This window comes from Labrys sp. F242 (assembly GCF_057813875.1).
This window is the reverse complement of record NZ_JBVASG010000002.1, coordinates 764061-786631: the sequence shown is the minus strand read 5'-3', so window position 1 is coordinate 786631 and position 22571 is coordinate 764061. Positions and strand designations below refer to the sequence as shown.

Genomic DNA, 22571 nt, shown 5'->3' with positions numbered 1-22571 from the left:
TTCTCGTGTTCGCGCGATCCCGGGATCAGCGCCTGTAGTGAATACGGCTTTTTTAGGCGGCGTCGGCGAACCAGGAGGCCGCAAAGCGGCCCTCATGTTCAAGCTCGGCCACGCCGGTCATCAGCACGTGACCATCGGTCTCGCGCCATTCGATCTGAAGGTCGCCGCCCGGCAGGCTGATGCGGGTCCTGCGCCCGGTAAGGCCAAGCCGCGCCGCCGCTACGCCGGTGGCGCAGGCGGCCGAACCGCAGGCGCGGGTGAGACCGGCGCCGCGTTCCCACACGCGCAGCACGATATGGCTGGTATCGCGAACCTGTGCGATCGAGACATTCACCCGCTCGGGGAACAGCGGATCGTGTTCGATGGCCGGGCCGATGCCGGCGAGGTCGATCTCGGCGGGATCCCGATCGATCCAGAACACGGCATGGGGATTGCCCATGCTCACCACGCTTGGGGACTGCAGAAGGGGAGCCTCCGCCGGGCCGTAGGCATAGTCGATGGCCTTGGTGTCGCCGGCATTCCGGGCAAGGGGGATCGCTTGCCAGTCCAGGGCCGGAGGGCCCATGTCGACAATGAAATTGTCGACGGCGAAGTCTGCGTCTGCCCGCCGGGCCTCGACCAGGCTGGTCGGGGTCTGCAGCAGGAGGCGGTCCTTGCCGAGCACCGGCATCAGATACCAGGACACGCAGCGCGTACCGTTGCCGCAGGCGCCCGACTGGGAACCGTCGGCATTGAAGATGCGCATGAAGGCGTCGGTCCCCGCCTGCTGCGGCGGATAGAGCACCATCAGCTGGTCGAAAGGCTCATGCGCCGCGATGGCGCGGGCCTCCGCCGGCGTGACGGCATGCGAACCGTCGATGAGATCGAGAACGACGATCTCGTTGCCGATGCCGTTCATCTTCAGATAGGGGCGGTTGGCGAGGCCAGACATGGTACTTCCGCGTGATTGAAGGTCCCTGATATAGGGCAAAAGCCCTTGCGAACCAATGGGTGCCGCTCAGCCCGCGGTCTGCTCGACCTCGAGGCGCATGATCGGCCGTTCCGGAGCCGGGGAGGGAACGTGCCGGAAGCCGAGCCGCTCGAAGCTGGTCACGAAGCCTGTCGAGGATGAGGAGGGTGAAATGCGCCGGTCGATCGGGTAGGCCTCGATGATGGTGGCGCCGCCGGTCCGGCCGAAATCGATCGCCGCCTCGATGAGGCGGGATGCGATGCCCCGCCGCCGGACCCCCTTGGCGAGGTAGAGACAGGAAATCGACCGGACCGGATTTTGCGCCATTCTTGCCGAAAAGAGCCTCAAAATCCGGCCAGAGCTCGGCGGTAAGGGGGCGGGTGGTCAACTCCGTGCGCCAGTCTCCTGTCCACGCTGTCCAGTGGCGGTCGCCCAAAGCCAGCACGTGTTCGGTCATGAATCGCAAAACGCGGGGGCCATCCGGCTGTGCAGCGCACCGGCCCAGCCGTCGCACCATTCTGCATTATGGTCACGGCTCCCGATTCGGAGCGATTCGCCATGCCTTCTGCCTTCAATGCCCGCAGCCTTCTGCCAACCTTGCCGTCGGGAAGAGAATGGCTGGCAGTCAGCCGCGGCGAATCGAGGGACAGCGTCTATCGCCGCAGCGATGGCGTGGCCTTCGCCAAGCTATCCCGGGGCCGCGATGCCGTCGCCCTGGAGGGAGAGCGCCGGCGGGTCGAATGGCTGAGCCGCTTCAATCTCGGTTCTCCCGAGGTGCTCGATTGGCATCAAGGGGAGGGAGGAGCCTGTCTGGTCACCAGTGCGGTGCCCGGCGTGCCGGCGAGCGATCTCGATGGTTATCAATTGTGGCAGTCGTGGCCGTCGATCGCGGCCCGGGTCGGTGCGCTGCATGCGCTCACGGCCAAGGATTGCCCGTTCGAACGCGACCTTTCGACCATGCTCGCTCGCGCGGCCGACGTGGTGTCGCGCGGCGCCGTCAATCCCGATTTCCTGCCGCCGGAGCAGAAGGAGGTGGATCCGGCCGAGCTGCTTTTTGCGCTCGAAGCACAGCGCGAACAACGCCTGGCGGAAGAGGCTGGGGATCGCGTCGTCTGCCATGGCGATGCTTGCATGCCCAATTTCATGGTCGATCCCATCACGCTGCGCTGCACGGGCATGATCGATCTGGGTCGTCTCGGCACGGCGGACCGCTATGTCGACCTCGCGCTGATGGTGGCCAATGCCGGCGAGAGCTGGTCCGGCCCGGAGCAGGCCGAGGCAGCTTTCGACATGCTGTTCGACGAGCTCGGCCTGAAACGCCCGGACAGGGAACGGCTCGCCTTCTACCTGGGCCTGGACCCGCTGACCTGGGGCTGAGTTCTGGCCCGAGGTCGCGAGCCTTGCCGATCTCCCGCCTGAAGTGGGTGGCTCGCCATCGCGGCCTCCCCCAAAGGGGACGCATCCCTCCCTTTGGATCATCCCCCGAATGGATAGCTGTCGGGAGGCGCGGGCTGTGCTTAGAATATGCCGAGTTGGCAGCACGGGCATGAACTCGCCCATGCGCGAGGGTCCATGCCAGCTTTGCCTCGATATTCGGCCTGGGGGGTCGGTGCGTGCGGGTCAAGACCACTCTGCCCCGATGGGAAGATCTACCCGTCGTTGAATCCGTTCCCCTAACGATCTGGCCTCGATGAAGATTTCTACTGCACATCCGGTATGTCAGCTGCATGCTGACGGTTCGATGCCAATAGGCCATGCCGGGCAGGAAACCAACGCGTCATGAAAGCCCAGATCGGAACCCTTTCCAAACGGACCGCCAAGGCTGGCGCTTGGACGGCCGGTGCCCGCCTTGCCGGAAAGGCGGTCGACTTCGTTGCCTTGATCGTGCTGGCCCGTTTTCTCGGGCCGAGCGATTTCGGTCTGGTCGCCATGGCCATGACGCTGATCTTCATCGTCGAGGCCATCATGGAGCTGCCATTGGCCGCTGCCATGCTCCGTGTGCCCGCTCCGGGGCCGGATGTCTACAGTACGGCCTTCACCCTCGGCCTGCTCCGGGGCCTGATCATTGCTGGGTTCTTCGTTCTCTGCGCCTGGCCGCTCTCCTATTTCTATGGTGAACCGCGGCTGGTGCCGCTGGTGATGAGCCTTGCCTTGGCGCCTGCCATGCGTGGCTGCGTCAGCCCCATGATGGTGGAATACAACCGCCAGATGGATTTTCGCCGCCAGGCAGGCCTGGATGTCGCGAGCAAGTTCATCGCCATCACTGCCGCGATCGTGATGGCGATCGTGACCCGCAGCTACTGGTCTATCGCGGTCGGTACGGTGCTGGTGCCGCTGGTGTCGCTGGTGGGTTCCTATGTGCTGGCGCCCATGCGGCCAAGGCTGACCCTGAAGGAATGGCCGATCTTCGCCGACATTCTGACTTGGAATTTGATGTCGCAGATCCTGTCCGCCCTCAATTGGCAAGTGGACCGGCTCGTATTACCGCGCTTCATCCCGCCGGCGGCTTTTGGTCGCTATGCCATGGCTAACGATCTTTCGGCCCTGCCCTTCCAGGTCCTATCGGCGCCCTTGGCCACTCCCCTGAATGTCGCCTTCGTCACCGCGCACCAGAATGGCGGGCTCGACAAGACCTACCTGAAGGCTTGCGTCGGTATTTTCCTGCTGATGGCCCCCGTTCTGTGCTTCGGCGGCATCATGGCCGAGCCGCTGGTCCGTACCTTCCTTGGTGCGCAATGGGCGGAGGCGGCGCCTGTCCTTACCGGACTGGCTTTGGCAAGCATCGGCTCCATTCCGGCCCTGCCCATGGCGCCCCTTGCAGTCAGCCTCAACCAGTCGCGCCAGATCACGCTGAGGAATCTGATCGAATGCGCGGTACGGGTTCCCCTCACCATTGTCGCCGTATTGGCGGCAGGCGTATTAGGCGCGGTGATCGCCAAGAGCGTCGCCACACTTGCCGTGCTGGTCTCCACCATGATGGCCGTACGGTCCATGATCGGAATTTCCCTGCGCACCCAGTTCGTGGCGCTCGCCGGGCCTGCTGCCGCCCTGCTGATCAGCGGCACGCCCCTGGCTTATGTCGCAACGCTCATTCATGCCGATGGCGACATCGTCATGAACTTGCTCCGCCTCGCAGCCGCCGGCATTCTTTATGTGCTGACTTATGTCGTCGCGGTCTATGTGATATCGCTGCGCTTCGGCGACGTGACCGGAATCGGCACCTTGCTCAATACCATTGCGGCACGGGCGGTCGTTCGGTTGAAGGCCTAAGGAAAGGTCGGGCGTGAGTATCGAACCCATCGGCCTCTTTTTCCTGCTGCTCGGGATCCTGGTCCTGGTTCGCGGGCCGATCTTCGGTATCTATCTCCTGGTTCCGACCATGGTGCTGGGCTCATGCGCTGCACTGATCGTCTCGAATGCGTCGATCCAGCCCTCGCATCTGCTTCTGGCCTTCACCGCCATGGCATTGATTGCCCAGCCGGGCACCTGGCCTTCCATCCTCGGCCGGCTGACCTTTCCCCGCGAGGGGTTCTGGTTCGCCGCCACCGCGGTTCTCGGCATTGTCGGTGCCTTCATTCTGCCGCGCTTCTTTGCCGGCGTGACCTATGTGGTGGCGATCGGGGCGACCTCGAGCGGTGGCTCCGCGCTGATCCTGGTGCCGCTCTCACCAACGACCGGCAATCTGACGCAAAGCATCTATTTCATCGGCGACCTCGTCTTCTTCCTGATCTGCTACCTGGTCGCCTTGAACAAGCAAGGCCTGGAAGCGATCACCAACGCCATCCTGATCTATTGCGTCCTCAACATCTTCTTCGCCCTGGTCGATCTGGCGACCTACTGGACCGGTACTTCCTTCCTGCTCGATTTCATGCGCAATTCTACCTACGGCATTCAGGACGAGGCCGTCATCAACGGCCTCAAGCGCATCAACGGTTCGTTCACCGAGGCCTCCGCCTTCGCAGCTTCCTCCCTGTGGGCAGGCTGCTTTGCCTTCCGGCTCTGGCTCGGCGGTATCCGCCCGCGCCTCACTTTTGCTCTGGCTGCCATCAACATGCTGCTGGTGGTGTTTGCGACCTCCTCCACCGGCTATGTCGTGCTGCCGCTGATGCTCGGCATCATGTATCTGGCATCGCTGCTGCGGGTGGCTCGGGGCACGGCCTTGCCGCGGGGGGTCTATGCCTATCTGGGGCTGGCGCCGCTGCTGCTCATGGTCATCCTCGCCATCGTGTTCCTCACGCCGGCTCTGTCGGGTCCGATCATGGACATGGTTCGCGACATGGTGCTGAACAAAGGCGCCAGTGCCTCGGCCGAAGAACGTGGCATGTGGAACCAGACCGCCCTGAATGCCTTCTTCGCCACCTATGGCGCCGGTGCGGGCATTGGCACGGTCCGGGCCTCGAGCTTCCCGGTAGCTGTTCTCGCCAATCTCGGCGCCGTCGGTGCCCTGACCTACGGGATCTTCATCCTGATGGCGCTGTTCAAGCCGGCCTCCCGCCCGCTCGACTGGACCACCACCCAGATTCAGGCGGCGGCACGAACCAGTTGCCTGGTTGCCCTGATCATGAGTTCGATCTCGGGCACGATGGTCGACCTTGGCCTGCCTTTCTACATGCTGGCAGGCATTGCCTGCGCGACCTGCGACTTCCAGGCCGGGGCGCGTCAACGCCAGCAACTCGCCCCGGCTTGAGAAGGAGGCGTCCGATGGAACCCGCAAGAACGATACATGGCCCGCAAGAGCGGTCGAGGTGAGACATGGATTCGAGCGCCAGCCTGCAAGCGATCATGGATGAGAAGGTGAACCCGTCATTGTCCGACAAGCCATCGAAGATCTGCCTCATCTTCGCTACGCGGGGCCGGGCCGAGGTTCTCAAACGCGTCGTCGGCTTCGTCGATCGGCAGAGCGTGAAGCCTGATCTGATCATCGTCTCCTGTGTGTCGGACGAGGATGTCGGCGATCTTGTCAGCCGACCCGGCCTGCTGGTGGTGAAGGGGCGGCCGGGCCTGACCACGCAGCGGAACACGGCCCTCGGCCAGGTTCCCGACGATATCGATGTCGTGATCTTCCTGGATGACGACTTCCTGATGCAGGAGGCCTGGATCGCCGAGATCGTCAAGGTCTTCGGCAGCGATCCGGCGATCGCCTGCGTCACCGGTACCTTGCTGGCCGATGGCATTCATGGCGCGGGCCTGTCCTTCGAGGAAGGGCGGGCCATCCTGGCCGATGCACCCGAGGTGCCGGTCAAGCTGACCGCCGCCTCCACCGGCGGCCCCTATGGCTGCAACATGGCCTTTCGGGCCAGCGCCATCGCCGGCCTTCGCTTCGACGAGCGCCTCGTCCTCTATGGCTGGCAGGAGGATCGCGATTTCGGCGGCCAGGTCTGGAACCGGGGAGGGCGCGTGGTCCGGGTCAACACGGCGCTCGGCGTGCATCTGGGCACCAAGGGGGGCCGGGTATCGGGGCGCCGGCTCGGCTATTCGCAGGTCATCAATCCGCTCTATCTGGTGAACAAGAAGACCATGCCGCTGCGCGACGCGCTCGACCATGTCGTGCGCAACGTCGCCAGCAATGTCGTGCGGAGCTTTGCGCCCGAGCCCTATGTCGATCGCCTCGGGCGCCTGCGCGGCAATCTCATCGGAATATGGGATCTCCTGCGCGGCAGGCTGACGCCCGAACGGGCGGAAAAGCTCTGAAGCCCGGGTTGCTCTGTGCAGCAACCCGGCGAACGCCTCAATCGATAACTTCGAGGATCACGGCATGGTCGCTCAGGGATAGATCGATCGCGCTGGCCTCGGTGAGGCTGCGGATGGGCGTACTTCCCACCGTGATATCGTAGACGTTGATGCGGGCGTGAGGCTTGGCGAATTCGATCCTGACGGGCCTGCTACCGGCCGCATTCTCCGCCCACACCACCAGTTGGAACGGCCCGCTGCTCTTCTGCAGCAAGAGGTCGTGTACCGTCGCTGCGCTCTTGGGCAGGGTGTAGTCGAGAGATCCGGGCTGCTGCAAGGGCTTGTCGTCGGCCAGGATCGTGGTGAGGTTGTGGATATAGGAGGCGGCGCGCTTGGGCGTGTCGCCGACGAAAACGCCCTGATTGCCGTCGCCGCCCTCGCCGTCGCGCAGCTGGTAGATGAAGGTATAGCTCCAGCCCCGCTTGAACTGCGCGAGATAGGTGTTGGTCAGGATGGCGCCCTGGCCATGTTCGCCGCCTGGGTCGTTGACCGAATCCCAGCCCGTCTCGGTGGTGACGCGGGGCAGGGCCTCGAGCTGAGCCTTGTCATAGCCCGCAAACCCCATGCCCCACATCACGCTGTGGTTGCCGAACAGGCCATCCCAGCGGCCCCTCAGCATCGGGTCAGCCGCATTCCAGGCCTGGTTATCCTCGTAGATACCGCCATTGCCGATCACGTAGTTGTGGGCGTTGGCATAGTCGGCAAAGCGAGTGCCCGCCGGAAAGAGCGTGTTGGCGCCCGGCGGAACGGTGAGGAATTGCAGGCCGATATTGTCGGTCTGGGCGCCCGGCTCGGAGACGCTGAACACCGGATAATCCTTGAGGGTCGGGTTGTTCTTGACGGCGGCGTAGAGATCGGCCTGGAACTGGCCGACGGCTTTCCAGCTGCCGTCGCGCCCGCCCTTCTCGCCCTTGTAGGTGATCGGGAAATTATTGGGCTCGTTGGGGCCCTCGATGGCCAAGAGGGCGTTAGCCTTGGCGAGGCGCTCGGCCGCCGCGATGATCGCATCGAGGTCACCGGTGCCGAAAATGGTGAAGCGCACGCCGGTATTATGTGCGACCGCGATGCCGCCCTCGACGTGGCGGGCGCCGTCGCGCACCTGACGGACGCCGAGATATTTCAGCGGCTCGATATAGGAGGCCGGATTCACGCCCTGGTCGATATGGGTGTTGATGCCCAGGGAGTTGAGGAAGCTGTCGGCGCCGACGGCTTTCACCGGATCTGCGAGAGCGGGCGTAGCGACCAGGAACAAAGTGGCGGCGAATGCGGCTCGATGGCAAAGGCGTGGATCAAGGCAATCAAATCGAGAGAAATGCGACATATATGACCATCTGAAAAGCTGAAGACCGGTTCGGGATTCGAGGGCATGAAATCACAGGACGGCCCCGCATTCCTAGTTGGCCTTTAGGGGGCTTGAGGGATGAGCCGATGCCTGGCTCCACCCGCCGTGACCGCTTCGGCGGTGCGCCGGCCCGCTGCATCGGTCATTGGGATGGGCCCCATCGTCCTATCTTGTCGGCAAGCTACTCCCTTCGGGGGAAAGAGAACCGGCTTCAACTCGACTATAACCAGAGCAAGGCGCATTCAGACTCGAACGCGCTTTGCTCTAGCTCTTTGCTTCCAAGCCAATCCAACGGATCAGCTTGGGCGTCTTTGCGATTCCAGGCAATTCCGCCCAATCGCAAAACGCCATAGAGGCAAATCTGCCAACGAGGCGTTGCGGCAATGACCAGGACGATAGCGTTCAACGGCAAGTTCTTCGGAGCGCCGCCGACCGGCGTGCACAGGGTTGCCGAACAGCTCATTGCCGCTGTCGACGACTGGCTTGCCGAACAGGCCAAGGATGGCGGCGATTATGCCCTTGTGGTCCGGGAAGGCGCCAAGGTCCCGACCTATCGCAAGATCGCTTGCGTGCGCGAGAGCAGGCTGGTGCGCTGGATGCATAGGATTGCATGGGAGCAGTTCTATCTGCCCGTGGCGCGCAGGAAGGATTTCCTGCTCAACCTGTGCAATATCGGACCGCTGTTTCATCGCGCTTCGGCCACGATGATTCACGATGCCCAGGTCTATTCCACGCCCGATTCCTATTCGCGCCCCTTCCGGCTCTGGTACAAATTCGCTTTCTCCTTCATCGGCCGGCGGCACAAGGTCATCTTCACCGTATCGGAATTCTCCAAGAAGGAACTGGTGCGCTACGGCATCGCCGGTGCCGACAAGATCGTGGTCGTCCATAATGGCTGCGACCATATTCTGAAGATCGTGCCCGATGACAGCCTGCTCGCCAAGCTCGAGCTCGAGCGCGGGCGCTATGCCGTGGCGCTGGCGAACACGCAAAAACACAAGAACATCGCCATCCTGCTCGAGGCCTTCGCCAGGCCCGAGCTGAAGGACGTCCCGCTCGTCCTGTTCGGCGGGGCGGGCAAGGCCGATTTCGAGAGCCTTGGCCATGTCGTCCCCGCCAATGTGCGGTTTGCCGGTCGTACCAGTGATGCCGAGCTCGCCGGCCTGATCGCCAATGCCGGTGCGCTTGCCTTTCCTTCCCTGACGGAAGGCTTCGGCTTGCCGCCTCTGGAGGCTATGTCGCTCGGCTGCCCGGTGGTCGCGGCGCCCTTCGGCGCGCTTCCGGAGGTCTGCGGGCAGGCCGCGCTCTATGCCGACCCCTTCAAGGCGGAGGAATGGTGCGCGAAAATCCGCTCGGCGCTCGATGATGCGGCGGTGCGCCAGTCCCTGATCGACAAGGGGCGCCAGCAGGCCGGCATCTTCACTTGGAGACAGGCGGCGCGCAATCTGCTCGACGCCGTGCAGGCCGGCGCCTAGGGTCGCTTTCCCGGACGTTGAAAGCTTCGTGCGTGGACGAAGCCTGTGTTTGTGCTTAGGGTCGGGGCCTTAGAGCAAAACGCGTCTGTAAATGGAAACGCCCCTGCAATGACGGATAAGAAACCGCCGCGCCCCGTCGGCTCGAACCCGGTCCGCTCCAATCAAGCCCGCCCCAGTTTCACCGACCAGGAAGCCCTGGCCTTCCACTCCCAGGGCAAGCCCGGCAAGCTGGAAGTGGTACCGACCAAGCCGATGGCGACGCAGCGCGACCTTTCGCTCGCCTATTCGCCGGGCGTCGCGGTGCCGGTCCGTGCCATCGCGGAAAATCCGGCATTGGCCTACGACTATACGACCAAGGGCAACATGGTGGCGGTGATCTCCAACGGTACCGCCATTCTCGGCCTCGGCGATCTCGGCGCGCTCGCCTCCAAGCCGGTGATGGAAGGCAAATCCGTCCTGTTCAAGCGCTTTGCCGATGTCGATTCGATCGATCTGGAGGTCGACACCAAGGACGCCGATGCCTTCATCAATGCCGTACGCTATCTCGGACCCAGCTTCGGCGGCATCAATCTGGAGGACATCAAGGCGCCGGAATGCTTCATCATCGAGCAGCGCCTCAAGGAATTGATGGACATTCCGGTCTTCCATGACGATCAGCACGGCACGGCAATCATCGCCGCCGCGGGCCTGTTCAACTGCCTGAAGCTGACCGGTCGCGACATCACCTCGACCCGCCTGGTGGTCAATGGCGCGGGGGCGGCAGGCATTGCCTGCGTCGAGCTGGTCAAGGCCATGGGTTTTGCGCCCGACAACGTCCTGCTCTGCGATACCAAGGGCGTGGTCTATAAGGGTCGTACCGACGGCATGAACCAGTGGAAGTCGGCGCATGCCGCCGAGACGGACCGGCGCACTTTGGCCGAGGCGCTCGATGGGGCCGACGTCTTTTTCGGCCTTTCGGTCAAGGGCGCCCTCACGGCCGAGATGCTGCGTTCGATGGCACCCAATCCGGTGGTCTTCGCCATGGCGAACCCCGATCCGGAGATCACGCCGGACGAAGCCCATGCGGTGCGCGACGACGTCATCCTCGCCACCGGCCGCTCCGACTATCCCAACCAGGTCAACAACGTCCTGGGCTTCCCCTATATCTTCCGCGGGGCGCTCGACGTGCATGCCACCGCCATCAACATGGAGATGAAGGTGGCGGCGGCGCAGGCCCTGGCCGAGCTTGCCCAGGAGGAGGTGCCGGACGAGGTGGCGAGTGCCTATCAGGGCGCGCGGCCGCGCTTCGGCCGCGACTACATCATTCCCGCTCCCTTCGATTCACGCCTGATGATCCGCGTGCCCGTTGCCGTGGCCAAGGCGGCCATGGAGACCGGTGTCGCCCGCAAGCCGATCGCCGACCTTGCCGCCTATCGCGCGGCACTCTCCGCCCGGCGCGATCCCGTCGCCGGCACGCTGGCCGGCATCTTCGACAGGGTTCGCCGTTCCCCCAAGCGCGTCGTCTTCGCCGAAGGCGAGGAGGAGGCGGTCATCCGCGCTGCTGCCTCCTTCGTCAATCAGGGGCTGGGCACCGCTATCCTGGTTGGCCGCGAGGACCGGGTCGAGGCGGCAGCCGCCTTTGCCGGGGTGGAGCTGCGCGAGGGCATGGAGGTCCAGAATGCCCGCATCTCGCCGCGCACCAATGCCTATGCGCAATATCTCTATGACAGGCTGCAGCGGCAGGGCTACCTGATGCGTGACTGCGTGCGCCTCGCCTCCATCGACCGCAACCATTTCGCCGCCTGCATGGTGGCGATGGGCGATGCCGACGCCATGGTCACCGGCCTGACCCGTAACTATTCGATCGCGCTGGAAGACGTAAGGCGCGTCATCAACGACAAGCCCGGTCATTGCGTCCTCGGCCTGTCGATCGCCATCGCGCGCGGGCGAACGGTCGTGGTGGCCGATACCGCCGTGCACGACATGCCGACCTCGGAGGAACTTGCCGCCATCGCCATCGAGGCGGCCTCGGTGGCCAAACGCCTGGGCTATGAGCCGCGCGTAGCCATGCTGGCTTATTCCACCTTCGGCCATCCCGAAGGCGAGCGGGCCGAGCGCGTGCGCGAGGCCGTGCGCATCCTAGACCGCCAGCGCGTCGATTTCGAATATGACGGGGAGATGGGCGCCGATGTCGCACTCAACCGCGACGCCATGGCGCTCTATCCGTTCTGCCGCCTGTCCGGGCCGGCCAATGTGCTGATCATGCCGGCCTTCCACTCGGCCTCGATCTCCACCAAGATGCTGCAGGAGCTCGGCGGCGCCACGGTGATCGGCCCGATCCTGGTGGGCCTCGACAAATCGGTGCAGATCGTACCGCTCGCCGCCAAGGACACCGATCTCGTCAACATGGCGGTGCTGGCGGCGGCCAATATCGGCGGGTGAATGAGGCGCGCCGGATCTCTGTCTGGCGGTATCGACAATACCAAGAGGCATCGAAGATGCCTCTTGGGGATCGCACGTAAGCGCAGGTAGGAAGCCCATGCCGCCGCCGCCCAGAGTTGGCGCCGTTGCCGCATGGTTTTCACCGAAAACCGGGATCCGCTTTTCGGTATGACGCTTCGGGACCTACTCGGTGCCGTCGCCTGTCAGATAGGTCGGGCGGTTGGCGAGCATGGTGAGTGCGGTGAGGAAAGCAATCGCGCACATTACCGTGACGTACCAGAAGAACCACGTCTCATGGCCGGCATCCTTGAAGGCGAGCGCTACCGCCTCGGCTGAACCGCCGAAGACGGCATTGGCGATCGCGTAGGAGAGGCCGACTCCAAGCGCCCGGACCTCGGCCGGAAACATCTCGGCTTTCACGAGCCCGCTGATCGACGTGTAGAACGACACGATCGCAAGCGCCGCCACCACCAGAAAATAGGCCGCGAGCGGGCTCTGGACGCTGCCGATCGCCGTCAGGAGCGGCACGGTACATAGTGTCGCGAGCCCGCCGAACAGCATCATCGACCATTTCCGCCCGATCCTGTCGGAAAGCGCGCCGAAGAGCGGCTGCATGCACATGTAGGTAAAGAGCACCGCCGTCATGGTGATATTGGCGGTCTCCTTGGCCATGTGTGCCGTGTTGACCAGATATTTCTGCATGTAGGTGGTGAAGGTGTAGAAGATCAGCGAGCCACCGGCTGTGTACCCAATGACGATCAGAAAGGGCCGCGGATGTCGACGTAGCAGGCTGACAAGCGAGCCGGCTTCCTTGCGGGCGCGTGTCTCTGCCGACGAGGTCTCGTGCAGGGAGCGCCGCAGGTAGAAGGCAACGACTGCGGCACAAGCCCCGACCACGAACGGAATCCGCCAGCCCCATGCCCGCATTTCTTCGTCACTCAGCGCGAGTTCGAGGATAACGATGACGGCCGAGGCGAGGAGTTGGCCGCCGATCAGCGTCACATACTGGAAAGAGCCGAAGAAGCCGCGCCGCCCCGCGAGCGCGACCTCGCTCATATAGGTCGCCGAAGTCCCGTATTCGCCTCCGACGGAGAGGCCCTGAACCATCCGGCAGAGAAGGAGAAGGATCGGTGCCAGGATACCCACCGTGGCGTAAGTCGGCAGTATCGCGATCGCCAGTGATCCGGCACACATCATGAGGACCGAGATCATCATCGAGTTCTTGCGGCCATAGCGGTCTGCAATCCAGCCGAAAAGCCAGCCACCGATCGGCCGCATGAGGAAGCCAATGGCGAAGACTGCCGAGGAATAGAGGAGCTGCGTGGTCGGCTCGGCATCCTTGATGAAGCCGAAGAAGGCACTCGAAAAGTAGAGTGCCGTAAACGCGTAGGCGTAGAAATCAAACCACTCGACAAGATTTCCAGAAGATGAGCCGACAATCGCCATCACCCGCCGGCGGGTATCATGCGGATCTGCCACTGCCACGGCCGCGGTGTTACTCATATGTTTCCCCCTGATTGATCTTGTCTTTAGGTAGGTCTTTCAAAGCGATTGTGATCTTGCTGTGGCTTTGCTGATCCGGGCAAGCCATTTTTCCCGAAGGGCAGGAGCCAGACGCCCGGATGGGAGTGGATCCTTCGACGGAACCGTCAGCCAGAGCCATGATCTCGTCCCTGGAGTCTTTGGATGGCAGAGACCAGATTGTGCTAAACCGCAACGCCATGGCGCTCCATCCGTTCTGCCGCCTGTCGGGGCCGGCCAATGTGCTGGCGGCGGCCAATATGGCTGGGAACGGCGGCACCAGGCAGCTTCCTCCTGAGCGCACCCATGGCATGAGCAGGTGGAAGCTGCGGGATCTTGAATGCTTGCAGAGCTTTTCGATATTGGCCACGAAGGAGTACTATCGAGAAGCTCTGCGGAGGATTTTGTGAGGGGACCTGCACGCGCATGAGCGACGATCGTTGGAACCTCTATCTGTTCGAACGCCATGACCGGCAGCAGATCATGCAATGGGCAGGCAGGCTGCGCTATTTCCGGTTCTGCCGGGCCGTTGGCGGCCATGCCAACGATGGAGACCAGTTGCTGGTCGCGATCGCGGTGGAGACAGAGGTCGATCTGGTGGATGTCTGCGCCACCCTGGGGATCGCCCTGGACGTCGTCGCGCCCGACTCTCCCCAACCGGTGCCGGGCGTTGCTTACACGGCCGAGGAATTCGGCAAGTTCGCTCTCCTCGTTCCGGGAAGCCATCGCATCCGGCAGCCCGGTTTGGTCGAATTGGCTGGGCAGCCCGCCTATGTCCATGCGCAAGCGAATCGGCTGGAAATCAGCCTGAGCGACACCGGCCGTCCTTATGAGGTCTCGGAAGCGTCCGTCCGTTCAGCCGAGCGGGTGGAGGCGCTGCTCACACAGCTGGCAGGCCGGCTGATCGATCCGCCACGTGCCAGCCGGCATTGTATCTGCCCGGCTTATTATCCCGAAATGTGGATTTGAACGTCAGCCCCGGACGGCAGAAGCCAGTACTGTGAGGCTGAGAAAACGTGGTGCCGCTTAGGTGACTCGAACACCTGACCCCATCATTACGAATGATGTGCTCTACCGGCTGAGCTAAAGCGGCGCCAACGGTTTTCAGAAGGCGATCCTTGCGGACGCGCCGCCCTGATACAGGCAAGCAAAGCGGAAGGCAAGCCCCCTCACGCATGCGACGCGAGTTTAGAGCGAAACTCTTGACGCGGCACAAGCTCCCGACTATAGCAACCCACACAAATTTTGGCGGGAGGCTCCGCCCCCAACTTGGGGTGGCGGTTTTCTTTTTGCCCAAGCGATTCTGTCCGCGCAAGCAAGGCAGAATTGCCGGACCCTCTTAACACCGGCAGGTTCCCCGGAAACTGCCCTGGCCCCGCTGCAGCGGCGCCGTTCCGAATTGAGAAGGATAGACCCATGTCCCGCCGTTGCGCGCTGACCGACAAGGGCGTTCAGTCTGGCCACAAAGTGAGCCATTCGAACGTCAAGACCAAGCGCAAGTTCCTGCCGAACCTGCACAATGTCACGCTGATCTCCGACGTGCTCGGTCGCTCCGTGCGCCTGCGCGTCTCGGCGGCCGGCCTGCGCACTGTCGAGCACAATGGCGGCCTCGATGCCTGGCTGATCAAGGCTTCCAGCAACGAACTTACCGCGCCGGCCCTGCGCCTGAAGCGCGAAATCGAAAAGAAAATGACGACCGCCCACTAAGGCAAGGTTGCATGACTGACTTTTCGGGCCGGGGCCTCGCGCTCCGGCCTTTTTCATTGTCCGGAGCGTCGTGCGGCCACGACCCGCTTTGCTCCAGATGAGCAAAGCTTAATGTGACCTCCCCTTGACGGCGGGCCCCCGTTTCGGCGATGCAGAGGCGCCGGTTACCGGGCCCCTCTGACGGTTTGCGCAAAGCATGCCGTGATGTCGGAGCCGGCTTCGATTGTTTTCGAAGCAAAAGGGTCCGGCGTTATGCTCGATTTCGCATTTTCTGATTTTGCCGGCCAGCCCGTCTGGATGTGGCTGGCCTTTCTCGCCTTCGTGGCGCTGTTGCTCGCCTTCGATCTCGGCGTGCTCAACCGTGACGACAAGGTGCTGAGCGTTGCCGACAGCTTCAAGCTGTCGGCCATCTATATCGCCATCGCGATCGCCTTCGGCGGCGCCATCTGGTGGGGCATGGATACCAGGCCGGACGGCACCAGCCCGGCGCTCGACTATTTCACCGGCTATTTCATCGAGAAATCGCTCTCGATCGACAATGTCTTCGTCATCGCCCTGATCTTCCGCTACTTCGCGGTGCCGCCGGCCTTTCAGTACCGCGCTCTGGTGTGGGGTATCTTGGCGGCCGTGGTGCTGCGCGGCATCATGATCGCGGCCGGTGCCAGCATCGTGCAGAGCTATGGCTGGGTGCTCTATATCTTCGCGGCCTTCCTGATCCTGACGGGCCTGCGCATGCTGGTCGCCTCGGACGATCATGCCGAGTTCAAGGAAAACTGGCTGGTTCGCTTCCTGCGTCGTCATATGCGCATCAGCGAGGACCTGCATGGCAACCGCTTCGTGGTTCGCCAGCCGGACCATGCCACAGGCAGGACTTTGCTGCATGCCACGCCGTTGCTGCTGGCCCTGATCGTCATCAACGTCGCCGACATCGTCTTCGCCGTGGACTCGGTGCCGGCCATTCTGGCCATCACCACCGATACCTTCATCGTCTACACCGCCAACATCATGGCCATTCTCGGCCTGAGGGCGCTCTATTTCGCGCTGGCGGCGATGATCGATCGTTTCCACTACCTCAAATACGCGCTTGCCCTCGTGCTCGTCTTCATCGGCGGCAAAATCTACTGGGGCCATCTTGTCGGCAAAGTCGATCCGGCTCTCGCCCTGATCGTCACCGTTGCGATCATCGCCAGCGGCATCGTTTTCTCGCTCTGGAAGACGCGTGGCCAGGCCGACGGGCCGGGCGTGTCGCCCTGACGATTCCCTCCCGATGACGGTAGAGAAGAAAGGTCAACTCCCGCAAAAGTTGATCTGTTTCAGCGGGAACAGACGGGTTAGAGTGACGGGGTGATGATGGCTTGATCGGGCTCGTCTGCTCTTTACGGAGCAAGGGGACCGGTTAGCGTCGCTGGGGCGGATCCTGTGATCCGTTTCCCGTCCGGGGGGAAGAAGGCAGCGGCCATGCCCAGCGGCATGGCCGGAATGGTTTCGTGCGATTTCTCCTCCCGGCAGGCAGCGCTTTTGAGCAATCATCATCCGAAAGCCTGCCCGCACAGCTTACCGGGCCCTGCTTTTCGGAATCGTGTTCGAGCGAGGAGAACTGCGATGACGATTTTCGGCCTGAAGCTTCGTTACCTGCTGCTGGGTGCCGCGCTGGGCGCGGCCGCTCTGGCGCCGCTGCCGGCCGCCGCCCAGTATGACGATGGATATGGCGGCGGGGGTTATAACGGCGGCGGTGGTTACAACCAGGACGATAACGGCGGCGGCTATCGCCGGCAATATCGTCCCCGCTGCTATTATCGCGTCGTGCGCGTCTACGACGATTACTATGGACGTTATGTCAAGCGACGCCAGCGTGTTTGCGAGCGTAGCGGCTACTAGAGCAAAGCGCGTTCAGGCGAAGGAGCTCCTTGCGATTCCTGACGAGTCCATGAAATCTCAAAATGGGTTTGTTTTTCGCCGCGTGCTACTTGTCACGGCCCAGACAGAATCCTTGGCTTATGGCATGAGACAAGGATTCTGTTTCGAGGCTGATCCGGCTCCGATGGTGGACGGATAGGGACAAGGAAGCGTCGTCATGCTGATTCACCGCCGTTCCGTGCTCGCCGGTCTCGCCCTCGCCGGATTGCGGCCGGGTTTGGCCTCGGCGATGCAGATCGTCGAGGTCGGCACGGTGCTGACGGCCACAGGGCAGACCACCGGGCAGCTGCGGGGCGAGAAACGCGCCCTGCAGGTCGGCGAGCCGGTTTTCATCGATGACATGCTGGCAACCGGGGAAGGAGCCCGGCTGGGGGCCCGGCTCGGGGATGCCACCCGGCTGTCCCTGGGCGAGCGCACGCGGGTGCGCATCGACAAGTTCCTGGTGGACCGGGGCGGCGAACTGGTGCTGGAGCGCGGTGCCATGCTGTTCGACCGGCCCGACAATCAACCGTCGGGGCCGCTCAACGTCACGACCCCGTTCGGCCTGATCGCCGCTCGCGGTACCAAATTTTTCGCCGGCCCCAGCGATGGCGTCTTCGGTGTCTTCGTCGAGCATGGCGTGGTCACCGTCGCCACCAAGGGCGGCCAGGTGACCCTCACCAACGGTCTGGGCACGAACCTCGTCAATGTGAGGCAGGCGCCATCCGAGCCAGGCAGCTGGAGTACGCTGCGCATCGCCCAGGCGGAAGCCTCCGTGATTGCCGAGGCCTCTATGGAGTCAGCTCCGCCAGCGGCGGCTGTGCCTCGCGGACCACGGCCGGCACCCAAGCCTTGAAGCTTACCCAATCGGGGCGAACCAAGCTGAAGCGATCGATCGGCAGAGCGCCGCCACGGGCCGGCGCATGCTGCAGGCCCGAATTGACATAGCGCAGCCCGCACTTTTCCATCACCCGGCGCGACGCCTCATTGATCACCCGGCATTCGCCGGTGATCGAGGTAAGCGGCAGGGTCGAAAAGCCATGATCGATCAGGGCGCGCGCCGCCTCCGTGGCAAGGCCCTGGCCCCAATGAGGCTGGCCCAGCCAGTAGCCGATCTCCGCGATCTCGCGCTTGGGAAAGCGCAGACCGATGCAGCCGAGGAAGGCGCCGGTCTCCCGGCACTCGATGGCGAAGGCGAGTTCCTTGCCCGCGATGCGAGCCTCGTCCTGATAACGCACGAAATCCGCAGCGTCGCTTTCGCCATAGGGGAAGGGCAGGCGCCCGGTCATCAATGCCACGGCCGAATCATTGGCGAGGCGTGCCATGCGGGGCACGTCGCCCAGATGCGGCTTGCGCAGCACGAGACGCAGGGTCTCGATCTCGATCGAGGGAATGGAAACGGCCGGGAGAGATTTGAAGGGGGACATGATGGGCTCCTGGCAAGAAAAAGGGCGGAAGGATTTCTCCACCGCCCCTGCGTCAACCTGGAGTCCCAAATAGGGTCATTTCAGGTCCGCCGGTCCAGTGGAGCCGGCGGAGCTGAGGTCCCGCCGGGATTATTCTGCTGCTACTTTGGTCGTGGCGACGTTGACGTAAATTCGGCCGTTGGCTCGGGTGCGGAAGTCGACTCGGCCGTCGATAAGAGCAAAAAGCGTATGGTCCTTGCCCATGCCGACATTGACGCCCGGATGCCATTTCGTGCCGCGCTGGCGCACGATGATGTTGCCAGCAACGACGGCTTCCGAACCGAACTTCTTCACACCCAAGCGACGACCGGCCGAATCACGACCGTTGCGCGACGAACCGCCTGCTTTTTTGTGAGCCATGGCGATAACTCCTCGAAATTCTATCTACGCCGGTGCTGTGACACGGCGGTGAAAACCATCAATCAGGGGCGACAATGCCCGAAAGCCGGGCGGTTGTCGACCCCAACGCTCTGAAACCGGCTTAGAGGTCCTTGCCGGAAGCCTGCTCGGCCTGGTCGACCTTGGCGCGCGGCGGCTTGCCGTCCAGGAGTTCCTTGGCCTGAATGACCCACTCTTCGCGGGCGGCGCGGCCGCGTAGCGAGAGCTCTTCATCCCACTTGGCGATGTCGGCATCGGTCCAGGCGGCAATGTCGTTCCAGCTGTTGATGCCAGCGGCGCGCAGCTTCTTCTCGATGGTCGGGCCGATGCCCGAGATCAGCGAGAGGTTGGAGGCGTCGAGGCCACCGGTCGGAACGGCGGCGGCAGTGACCGGAGCCTCTTCCTTGGCAGCCTTGGCGGGCTTGGCCGCAGCCTTGGAAGGCTTGGCACCGCCGGTGAGGATCTCGGAGATCCGCACCACGGTCTGATGCTGGCGATGGCCGCGCTTGCGCTTCGAATTCTGCCGGCGGCGCTTCTTGAAAGCGATGACCTTGTCATCACGATCATGCTCGACAACCTCGGCGGCAACCGAAGCACCGGCAACCGTGGGGGTACCGAAAGTCAGGCCGGCGTCGCCGCCAACGGCCAGGATTTCGGGGAATACGATGACTTCTCCAACCTTGGCGTCGAGCTTCTCGACCCGGAGAACGTCATTCTGATTGACGCGGTATTGCTTACCGCCCGTCTTGATGACCGCGAACATGTTTTTTCCTCGTTCGGACCCGGCTTTCGCCCGTCTGGCTTCCGCAAAGGGAAACTCGACGGATCGGGTCCTTGCCTGAGCAAAGTCCCCGCAGCGGCCGGCTTTTCCAGTCGTTGATATCTGCCACCTGGTCTTGCGGAATAGGTGGCCACGAAAAAAGGCACGCGGCCCAAAGGCCGCGCGCTGGCGTGGCTTATACAGGCGTGAGGCGCAGAGTCAAGGAAAGTGACGACCAAATCGTCAAGGAGGGACGGCGTGCGGAAAGCAGAAGAATGCCAGGCTTGCCGCCGGTTCTCCCGAAGGCTGCACGGCAGCGAATAATATCCCAGTCCAGGTGTTTTCCCGGCATCCATGCACAAGGGAGAGACATCATGTCCTTAGTCCAAGCTTCGACTCGCCGCCTCGCGGTCACCGCCCTTTCGACCGCCTTTCTGCTGGTCGCGGGTGTGGCCCTCGCCGCCGGGGGCGGGGGAGGCGGCGGCAGCAGTGGGGGCGGAGGGGGTAGTAGCGGCGGTGGGGGAGCCGGCGGGGGAAGCGGCGGCGCAACCAATGGCAAGCCGATCACCGACATGACCACCTGCCCGCGGGGGCAGGTGTGGAGTGTCCGCAAGAAGGCCTGCCTCAAGCTGAAGTCCGAGGCGCTGCCCGATGATGACCTGGCCAATTATGCCTGGGTGCTGGCCAAGGCCGACCGCTACGACGAATCGCTGCAGGTGCTGGACCTGCTCGAGGATCCCAACACCGCCAAGGCCCTCAACTACAGAGGTTATGCCACGCGCAAGCTCGGCCGGACCGACGAAGGCATCGGCTATTATCTCAAATCGGTGGCGGCCGATCCCCAATATGCGCAGGTCCGCGAATATCTGGGCGAGGCCTATGTGATCAAGGGTCGACTCGATCTGGCCAAGCAGCAGCTCGATACCATCAAGACACTCTGCGGCACCGGTTGCGAGGAATATCAGGACCTGAACGAGGCGATCGAGAAAGGCGTCTGACCGGTGCTGTTCCGCCGGAGATAGCTCCGGATCCGATCGACACGCAAAGTGCGCAAACCCCTTTCCCCTCAAAGGGGTTTGTACGGGTGTGGCCCTGCCGGTTTTCGTCGCGGTAGCCGGCGGGGCTTCACTCCGATCCCAGTCGCGGCATCATGTCAGCTCCGCTCATTTCCGTTTGAAGAGCGGCAACAAGCCCGGTTATGACTGGTAGCGCGAATATCGAGGGGGAAGCATGTCGCGCGGCAAGGCTGACCAGTCCGGCTCCCTGGCGGGTCCGTTCGACTTCATTGTGGTGGGGGCGGGAACGGCCGGGTGCCTGCTGGCCAATCGGCTTTCCAGCAATCCAAGCCGGCAGGTGCTGCTGCTGGAAGCTGGGCGGCCCGACAACTATCCCTGGATTCATATCCCGGTCGGCTATCTTTATTGTATCGGCAATCCGCGCACCGATTGGCTCTATCAGACCGAGGCCGAGCCCGGCCTGAACGGGCGGGCGCTGCGCTATCCACGCGGCAAGACCCTGGGTGGCTGCTCTTCCATCAACGGCATGATCTATATGCGCGGCCAGGCGCGCGACTATGACGGCTGGGCCGCCGCGACCGGGGACGAGGCCTGGAACTGGGCCAACAGCCTGCCCGACTTCAAGGCGCATGAGAATCACCATCGCCTCGATGGCGGCGCCGATCCCGCCACCGGCGACAATAGCCGCTTTTCCGACATGCACGGTCATGGTGGCGAGTGGCGCATCGAAAAGCAGCGCCTGCGCTGGGACATCCTCGATGCCTTCGCCGAGGCGGCGGTGCAGGCCGGTGTGCCCCGCACCGAGGACTTCAACAGCGGCGACAATGAAGGTGTCGGCTATTTCGAGGTCAACCAGAAGGCCGGCTGGCGCTGGAACACCGCCAAGGCCTTCCTGCGACCGGCGCGCGGGCGTTCCAATCTCACGGTGTGGACTCAGGCTCAGGTCGAGCGCCTCGCCTTCGGGACTGGTGACGACGGCCGCCGCCGCTGTACCGGCGTGATCCTGCGGCGTGGCGGCGAACTCGTCGAAATCCAGGCCAAGCGCGAGGTCATCCTCTCGGCCGGCGCGGTCGGCTCGCCGCAGATCCTGCAGCTATCCGGAATCGGCCCGGCCGGCCTGCTGCAATCCCATGGCGTCGAGGTCGTGCACGATTTGCCGGGCGTGGGCGAGAACCTGCAGGACCATCTGCAGATTCGGGCCGTGTTCAAGATCGAGGGTGCCCGTACGCTCAACACGCTGGCGAGCAGCCTGACCGGCAAGATGGGCATCGGGCTCGAATATATGCTACGCCGCAGCGGGCCGATGAGCATGGCGCCCTCCCAGCTCGGCGCCTTCAGCCGTTCCGATCCCGGCCGGCCGCATGCCAATTTGCAATATCATGTGCAGCCGCTCAGCCTGAACGCCTTCGGCGAGCCCCTGCACGATTTTCCAGCCTTCACGGCGAGCGTGTGCAATCTCAATCCGACCAGCCGCGGCAGCATCCGGATCCGCTCCAACCGGGCGGGCGATGCGCCGGCCATCGCGCCCGGCTATCTCTCGACGGAGGAGGACCGCAAGGTCGCCGCCGACAGCCTGCGCCATGTCCGCCATGTCGTGAGCCAGCCGGCGCTGGCCCCCTACAAGCCGGTCGAATGGAAGCCGGGCGTCGAATTCCAGACCGACGAGGAACTCGCAAGGCTGGCCGGCGATATCGCCAGCACCATCTTCCATCCCGTCGGTACCACCAGGATGGGCAGGGACGGGGATCCCGAGGCCGTGGTCGACAGCCATCTGCGCGTGCGTGGCGTTGACGGCCTGCGTGTGGTCGACGCCGGCGTGATGCCGGCGATCACCAGTGGCAACACCAACTCGCCGACCCTGATGATCGCCGAAAAAGCAGCGCGCTGGATCGCCAAGGGCGAGTGAGGCA

At 63.4% G+C, this 22571-nt stretch carries 21 protein-coding genes and 1 tRNA gene; 14 read left to right on the top strand and 8 right to left on the bottom strand.

The annotated features are described in order from the left end of the window. Window positions 1-52 precede the first annotated feature (52 nt). Together dapF and ACZYTC_RS19130 are read right to left on the bottom strand one after the other, a co-directional pair. Window positions 53-931, bottom strand: coding sequence for a diaminopimelate epimerase (gene dapF, locus ACZYTC_RS19135; protein ID WP_441772188.1), 879 nt, complete (start codon window positions 929-931; stop codon window positions 53-55). A 66-nt stretch (window positions 932-997) separates the two neighbouring features. Beyond that, the gene (locus tag ACZYTC_RS19130; protein ID WP_434958925.1) at window positions 998-1276 is read right to left on the bottom strand and encodes a GNAT family N-acetyltransferase; all 279 of its coding nucleotides are present in this window, start codon (window positions 1274-1276) and stop codon (window positions 998-1000) included. 231 nt (window positions 1277-1507) lie between these two features. Between ACZYTC_RS19130 and ACZYTC_RS19125 the strand changes: the two genes are divergently transcribed. The 4 genes from ACZYTC_RS19125 (at window position 1508) to ACZYTC_RS19110 (ending at window position 6640) form a co-directional block, all read left to right on the top strand. Further along, a complete protein-coding gene (locus ACZYTC_RS19125) occupies window positions 1508-2326 on the top strand; it encodes an APH(3'') family aminoglycoside O-phosphotransferase (protein ID WP_441772187.1) in 819 nt (272 codons plus the stop codon). 402 nt (window positions 2327-2728) lie between these two features. Beyond that, window positions 2729-4219, top strand: coding sequence for an oligosaccharide flippase family protein (locus ACZYTC_RS19120; RefSeq protein WP_434958927.1), 1491 nt, complete (start codon window positions 2729-2731; stop codon window positions 4217-4219). A gap of 13 nt (window positions 4220-4232) precedes the next feature. After that, on the top strand, window positions 4233-5636 hold the full coding sequence (locus ACZYTC_RS19115; RefSeq protein ID WP_434958928.1) for a hypothetical protein: 1404 nt from the start codon (window positions 4233-4235) through the stop codon (window positions 5634-5636). Window positions 5637-5701: 65 nt separating this feature from the next. Next, entirely contained in the window at window positions 5702-6640 is a 939-nt protein-coding gene (locus ACZYTC_RS19110) for a glycosyltransferase family 2 protein (protein WP_434958929.1), read from the top strand. A gap of 37 nt (window positions 6641-6677) precedes the next feature. Here ACZYTC_RS19110 and ACZYTC_RS19105 read toward each other — a convergent pair whose 3' ends face one another. Then, window positions 6678-7895 carry a glycosyl hydrolase gene (locus ACZYTC_RS19105; protein ID WP_434958930.1) on the bottom strand — a complete coding sequence of 406 codons (1218 nt, stop codon included), beginning with the start codon at window positions 7893-7895 and terminating at the stop codon, window positions 6678-6680. A 509-nt stretch (window positions 7896-8404) separates the two neighbouring features. On the opposite strand from ACZYTC_RS19105, the gene ACZYTC_RS19100 reads away from it, so the two are divergent. After that, entirely contained in the window at window positions 8405-9496 is a 1092-nt protein-coding gene (locus tag ACZYTC_RS19100) for a glycosyltransferase family 4 protein (protein ID WP_488990299.1), read from the top strand. Between the two features lie 108 nt (window positions 9497-9604). Further along, entirely contained in the window at window positions 9605-11917 is a 2313-nt protein-coding gene (locus ACZYTC_RS19095; protein ID WP_434958932.1) for an NADP-dependent malic enzyme, read from the top strand. A 183-nt stretch (window positions 11918-12100) separates the two neighbouring features. Here the strand turns inward: ACZYTC_RS19095 and ACZYTC_RS19090 are convergent, their stop codons facing one another. After that, a complete protein-coding gene (locus tag ACZYTC_RS19090) occupies window positions 12101-13420 on the bottom strand; it encodes an MFS family transporter (RefSeq protein WP_434958933.1) in 1320 nt (439 codons plus the stop codon). Window positions 13421-13578: 158 nt separating this feature from the next. On the opposite strand from ACZYTC_RS19090, the gene ACZYTC_RS19085 reads away from it, so the two are divergent. Beyond that, a complete protein-coding gene (locus ACZYTC_RS19085) occupies window positions 13579-13848 on the top strand; it encodes a hypothetical protein (protein WP_488990298.1) in 270 nt (89 codons plus the stop codon). Window positions 13849-13864: 16 nt separating this feature from the next. Next, a complete protein-coding gene (locus ACZYTC_RS19080; protein ID WP_488990297.1) occupies window positions 13865-14407 on the top strand; it encodes a hypothetical protein in 543 nt (180 codons plus the stop codon). Window positions 14408-14455: 48 nt separating this feature from the next. Here ACZYTC_RS19080 and ACZYTC_RS19075 read toward each other — a convergent pair. Further along, a tRNA-Thr gene (locus tag ACZYTC_RS19075) sits at window positions 14456-14531 on the bottom strand. A 323-nt stretch (window positions 14532-14854) separates the two neighbouring features. Here ACZYTC_RS19075 and rpmB point away from each other — a divergent pair. The 4 genes from rpmB (at window position 14855) to ACZYTC_RS19055 (ending at window position 17897) form a co-directional block, all read left to right on the top strand. Continuing rightward, entirely contained in the window at window positions 14855-15145 is a 291-nt protein-coding gene (gene rpmB, locus ACZYTC_RS19070) for a 50S ribosomal protein L28 (RefSeq protein ID WP_434958936.1), read from the top strand. 252 nt (window positions 15146-15397) lie between these two features. Next, window positions 15398-16399, top strand: a complete 1002-nt coding sequence (locus ACZYTC_RS19065) for a TerC family protein (RefSeq protein ID WP_488990296.1) — start codon at window positions 15398-15400, stop codon at window positions 16397-16399. Between the two features lie 348 nt (window positions 16400-16747). After that, window positions 16748-17023 carry a hypothetical protein gene (locus ACZYTC_RS19060; protein WP_434958938.1) on the top strand — a complete coding sequence of 92 codons (276 nt, stop codon included), beginning with the start codon at window positions 16748-16750 and terminating at the stop codon, window positions 17021-17023. A gap of 196 nt (window positions 17024-17219) precedes the next feature. Further along, window positions 17220-17897: a FecR family protein gene (locus tag ACZYTC_RS19055; protein WP_441772181.1), complete on the top strand. Its 678-nt coding sequence runs from the start codon at window positions 17220-17222 to the stop codon at window positions 17895-17897. On the opposite strand, the gene ACZYTC_RS19050 is transcribed toward ACZYTC_RS19055, so the two are convergent. The 3 genes from ACZYTC_RS19050 to rplU form a co-directional block, all read right to left on the bottom strand. Further along, entirely contained in the window at window positions 17833-18468 is a 636-nt protein-coding gene (locus ACZYTC_RS19050) for a GNAT family N-acetyltransferase (RefSeq protein WP_441772180.1), read from the bottom strand. The two genes, ACZYTC_RS19055 and ACZYTC_RS19050, sit on opposite strands and share 65 nt — an antisense overlap. A gap of 129 nt (window positions 18469-18597) precedes the next feature. Beyond that, window positions 18598-18867, bottom strand: a complete 270-nt coding sequence (gene rpmA, locus ACZYTC_RS19045) for a 50S ribosomal protein L27 (RefSeq protein WP_149252894.1) — start codon at window positions 18865-18867, stop codon at window positions 18598-18600. A gap of 121 nt (window positions 18868-18988) precedes the next feature. Continuing rightward, complete coding sequence (rplU, locus tag ACZYTC_RS19040) at window positions 18989-19648, bottom strand: 50S ribosomal protein L21 (RefSeq protein ID WP_434958941.1); 660 nt, start codon at window positions 19646-19648, stop codon at window positions 18989-18991. Between the two features lie 371 nt (window positions 19649-20019). On the opposite strand from rplU, the gene ACZYTC_RS19035 reads away from it, so the two are divergent. Then, window positions 20020-20643, top strand: a complete 624-nt coding sequence (locus ACZYTC_RS19035; RefSeq protein ID WP_441772178.1) for a tetratricopeptide repeat protein — start codon at window positions 20020-20022, stop codon at window positions 20641-20643. Between the two features lie 232 nt (window positions 20644-20875). After that, window positions 20876-22567, top strand: a complete 1692-nt coding sequence (locus ACZYTC_RS19030; protein WP_481273343.1) for a GMC family oxidoreductase — start codon at window positions 20876-20878, stop codon at window positions 22565-22567. Window positions 22568-22571 lie beyond the last annotated feature (4 nt).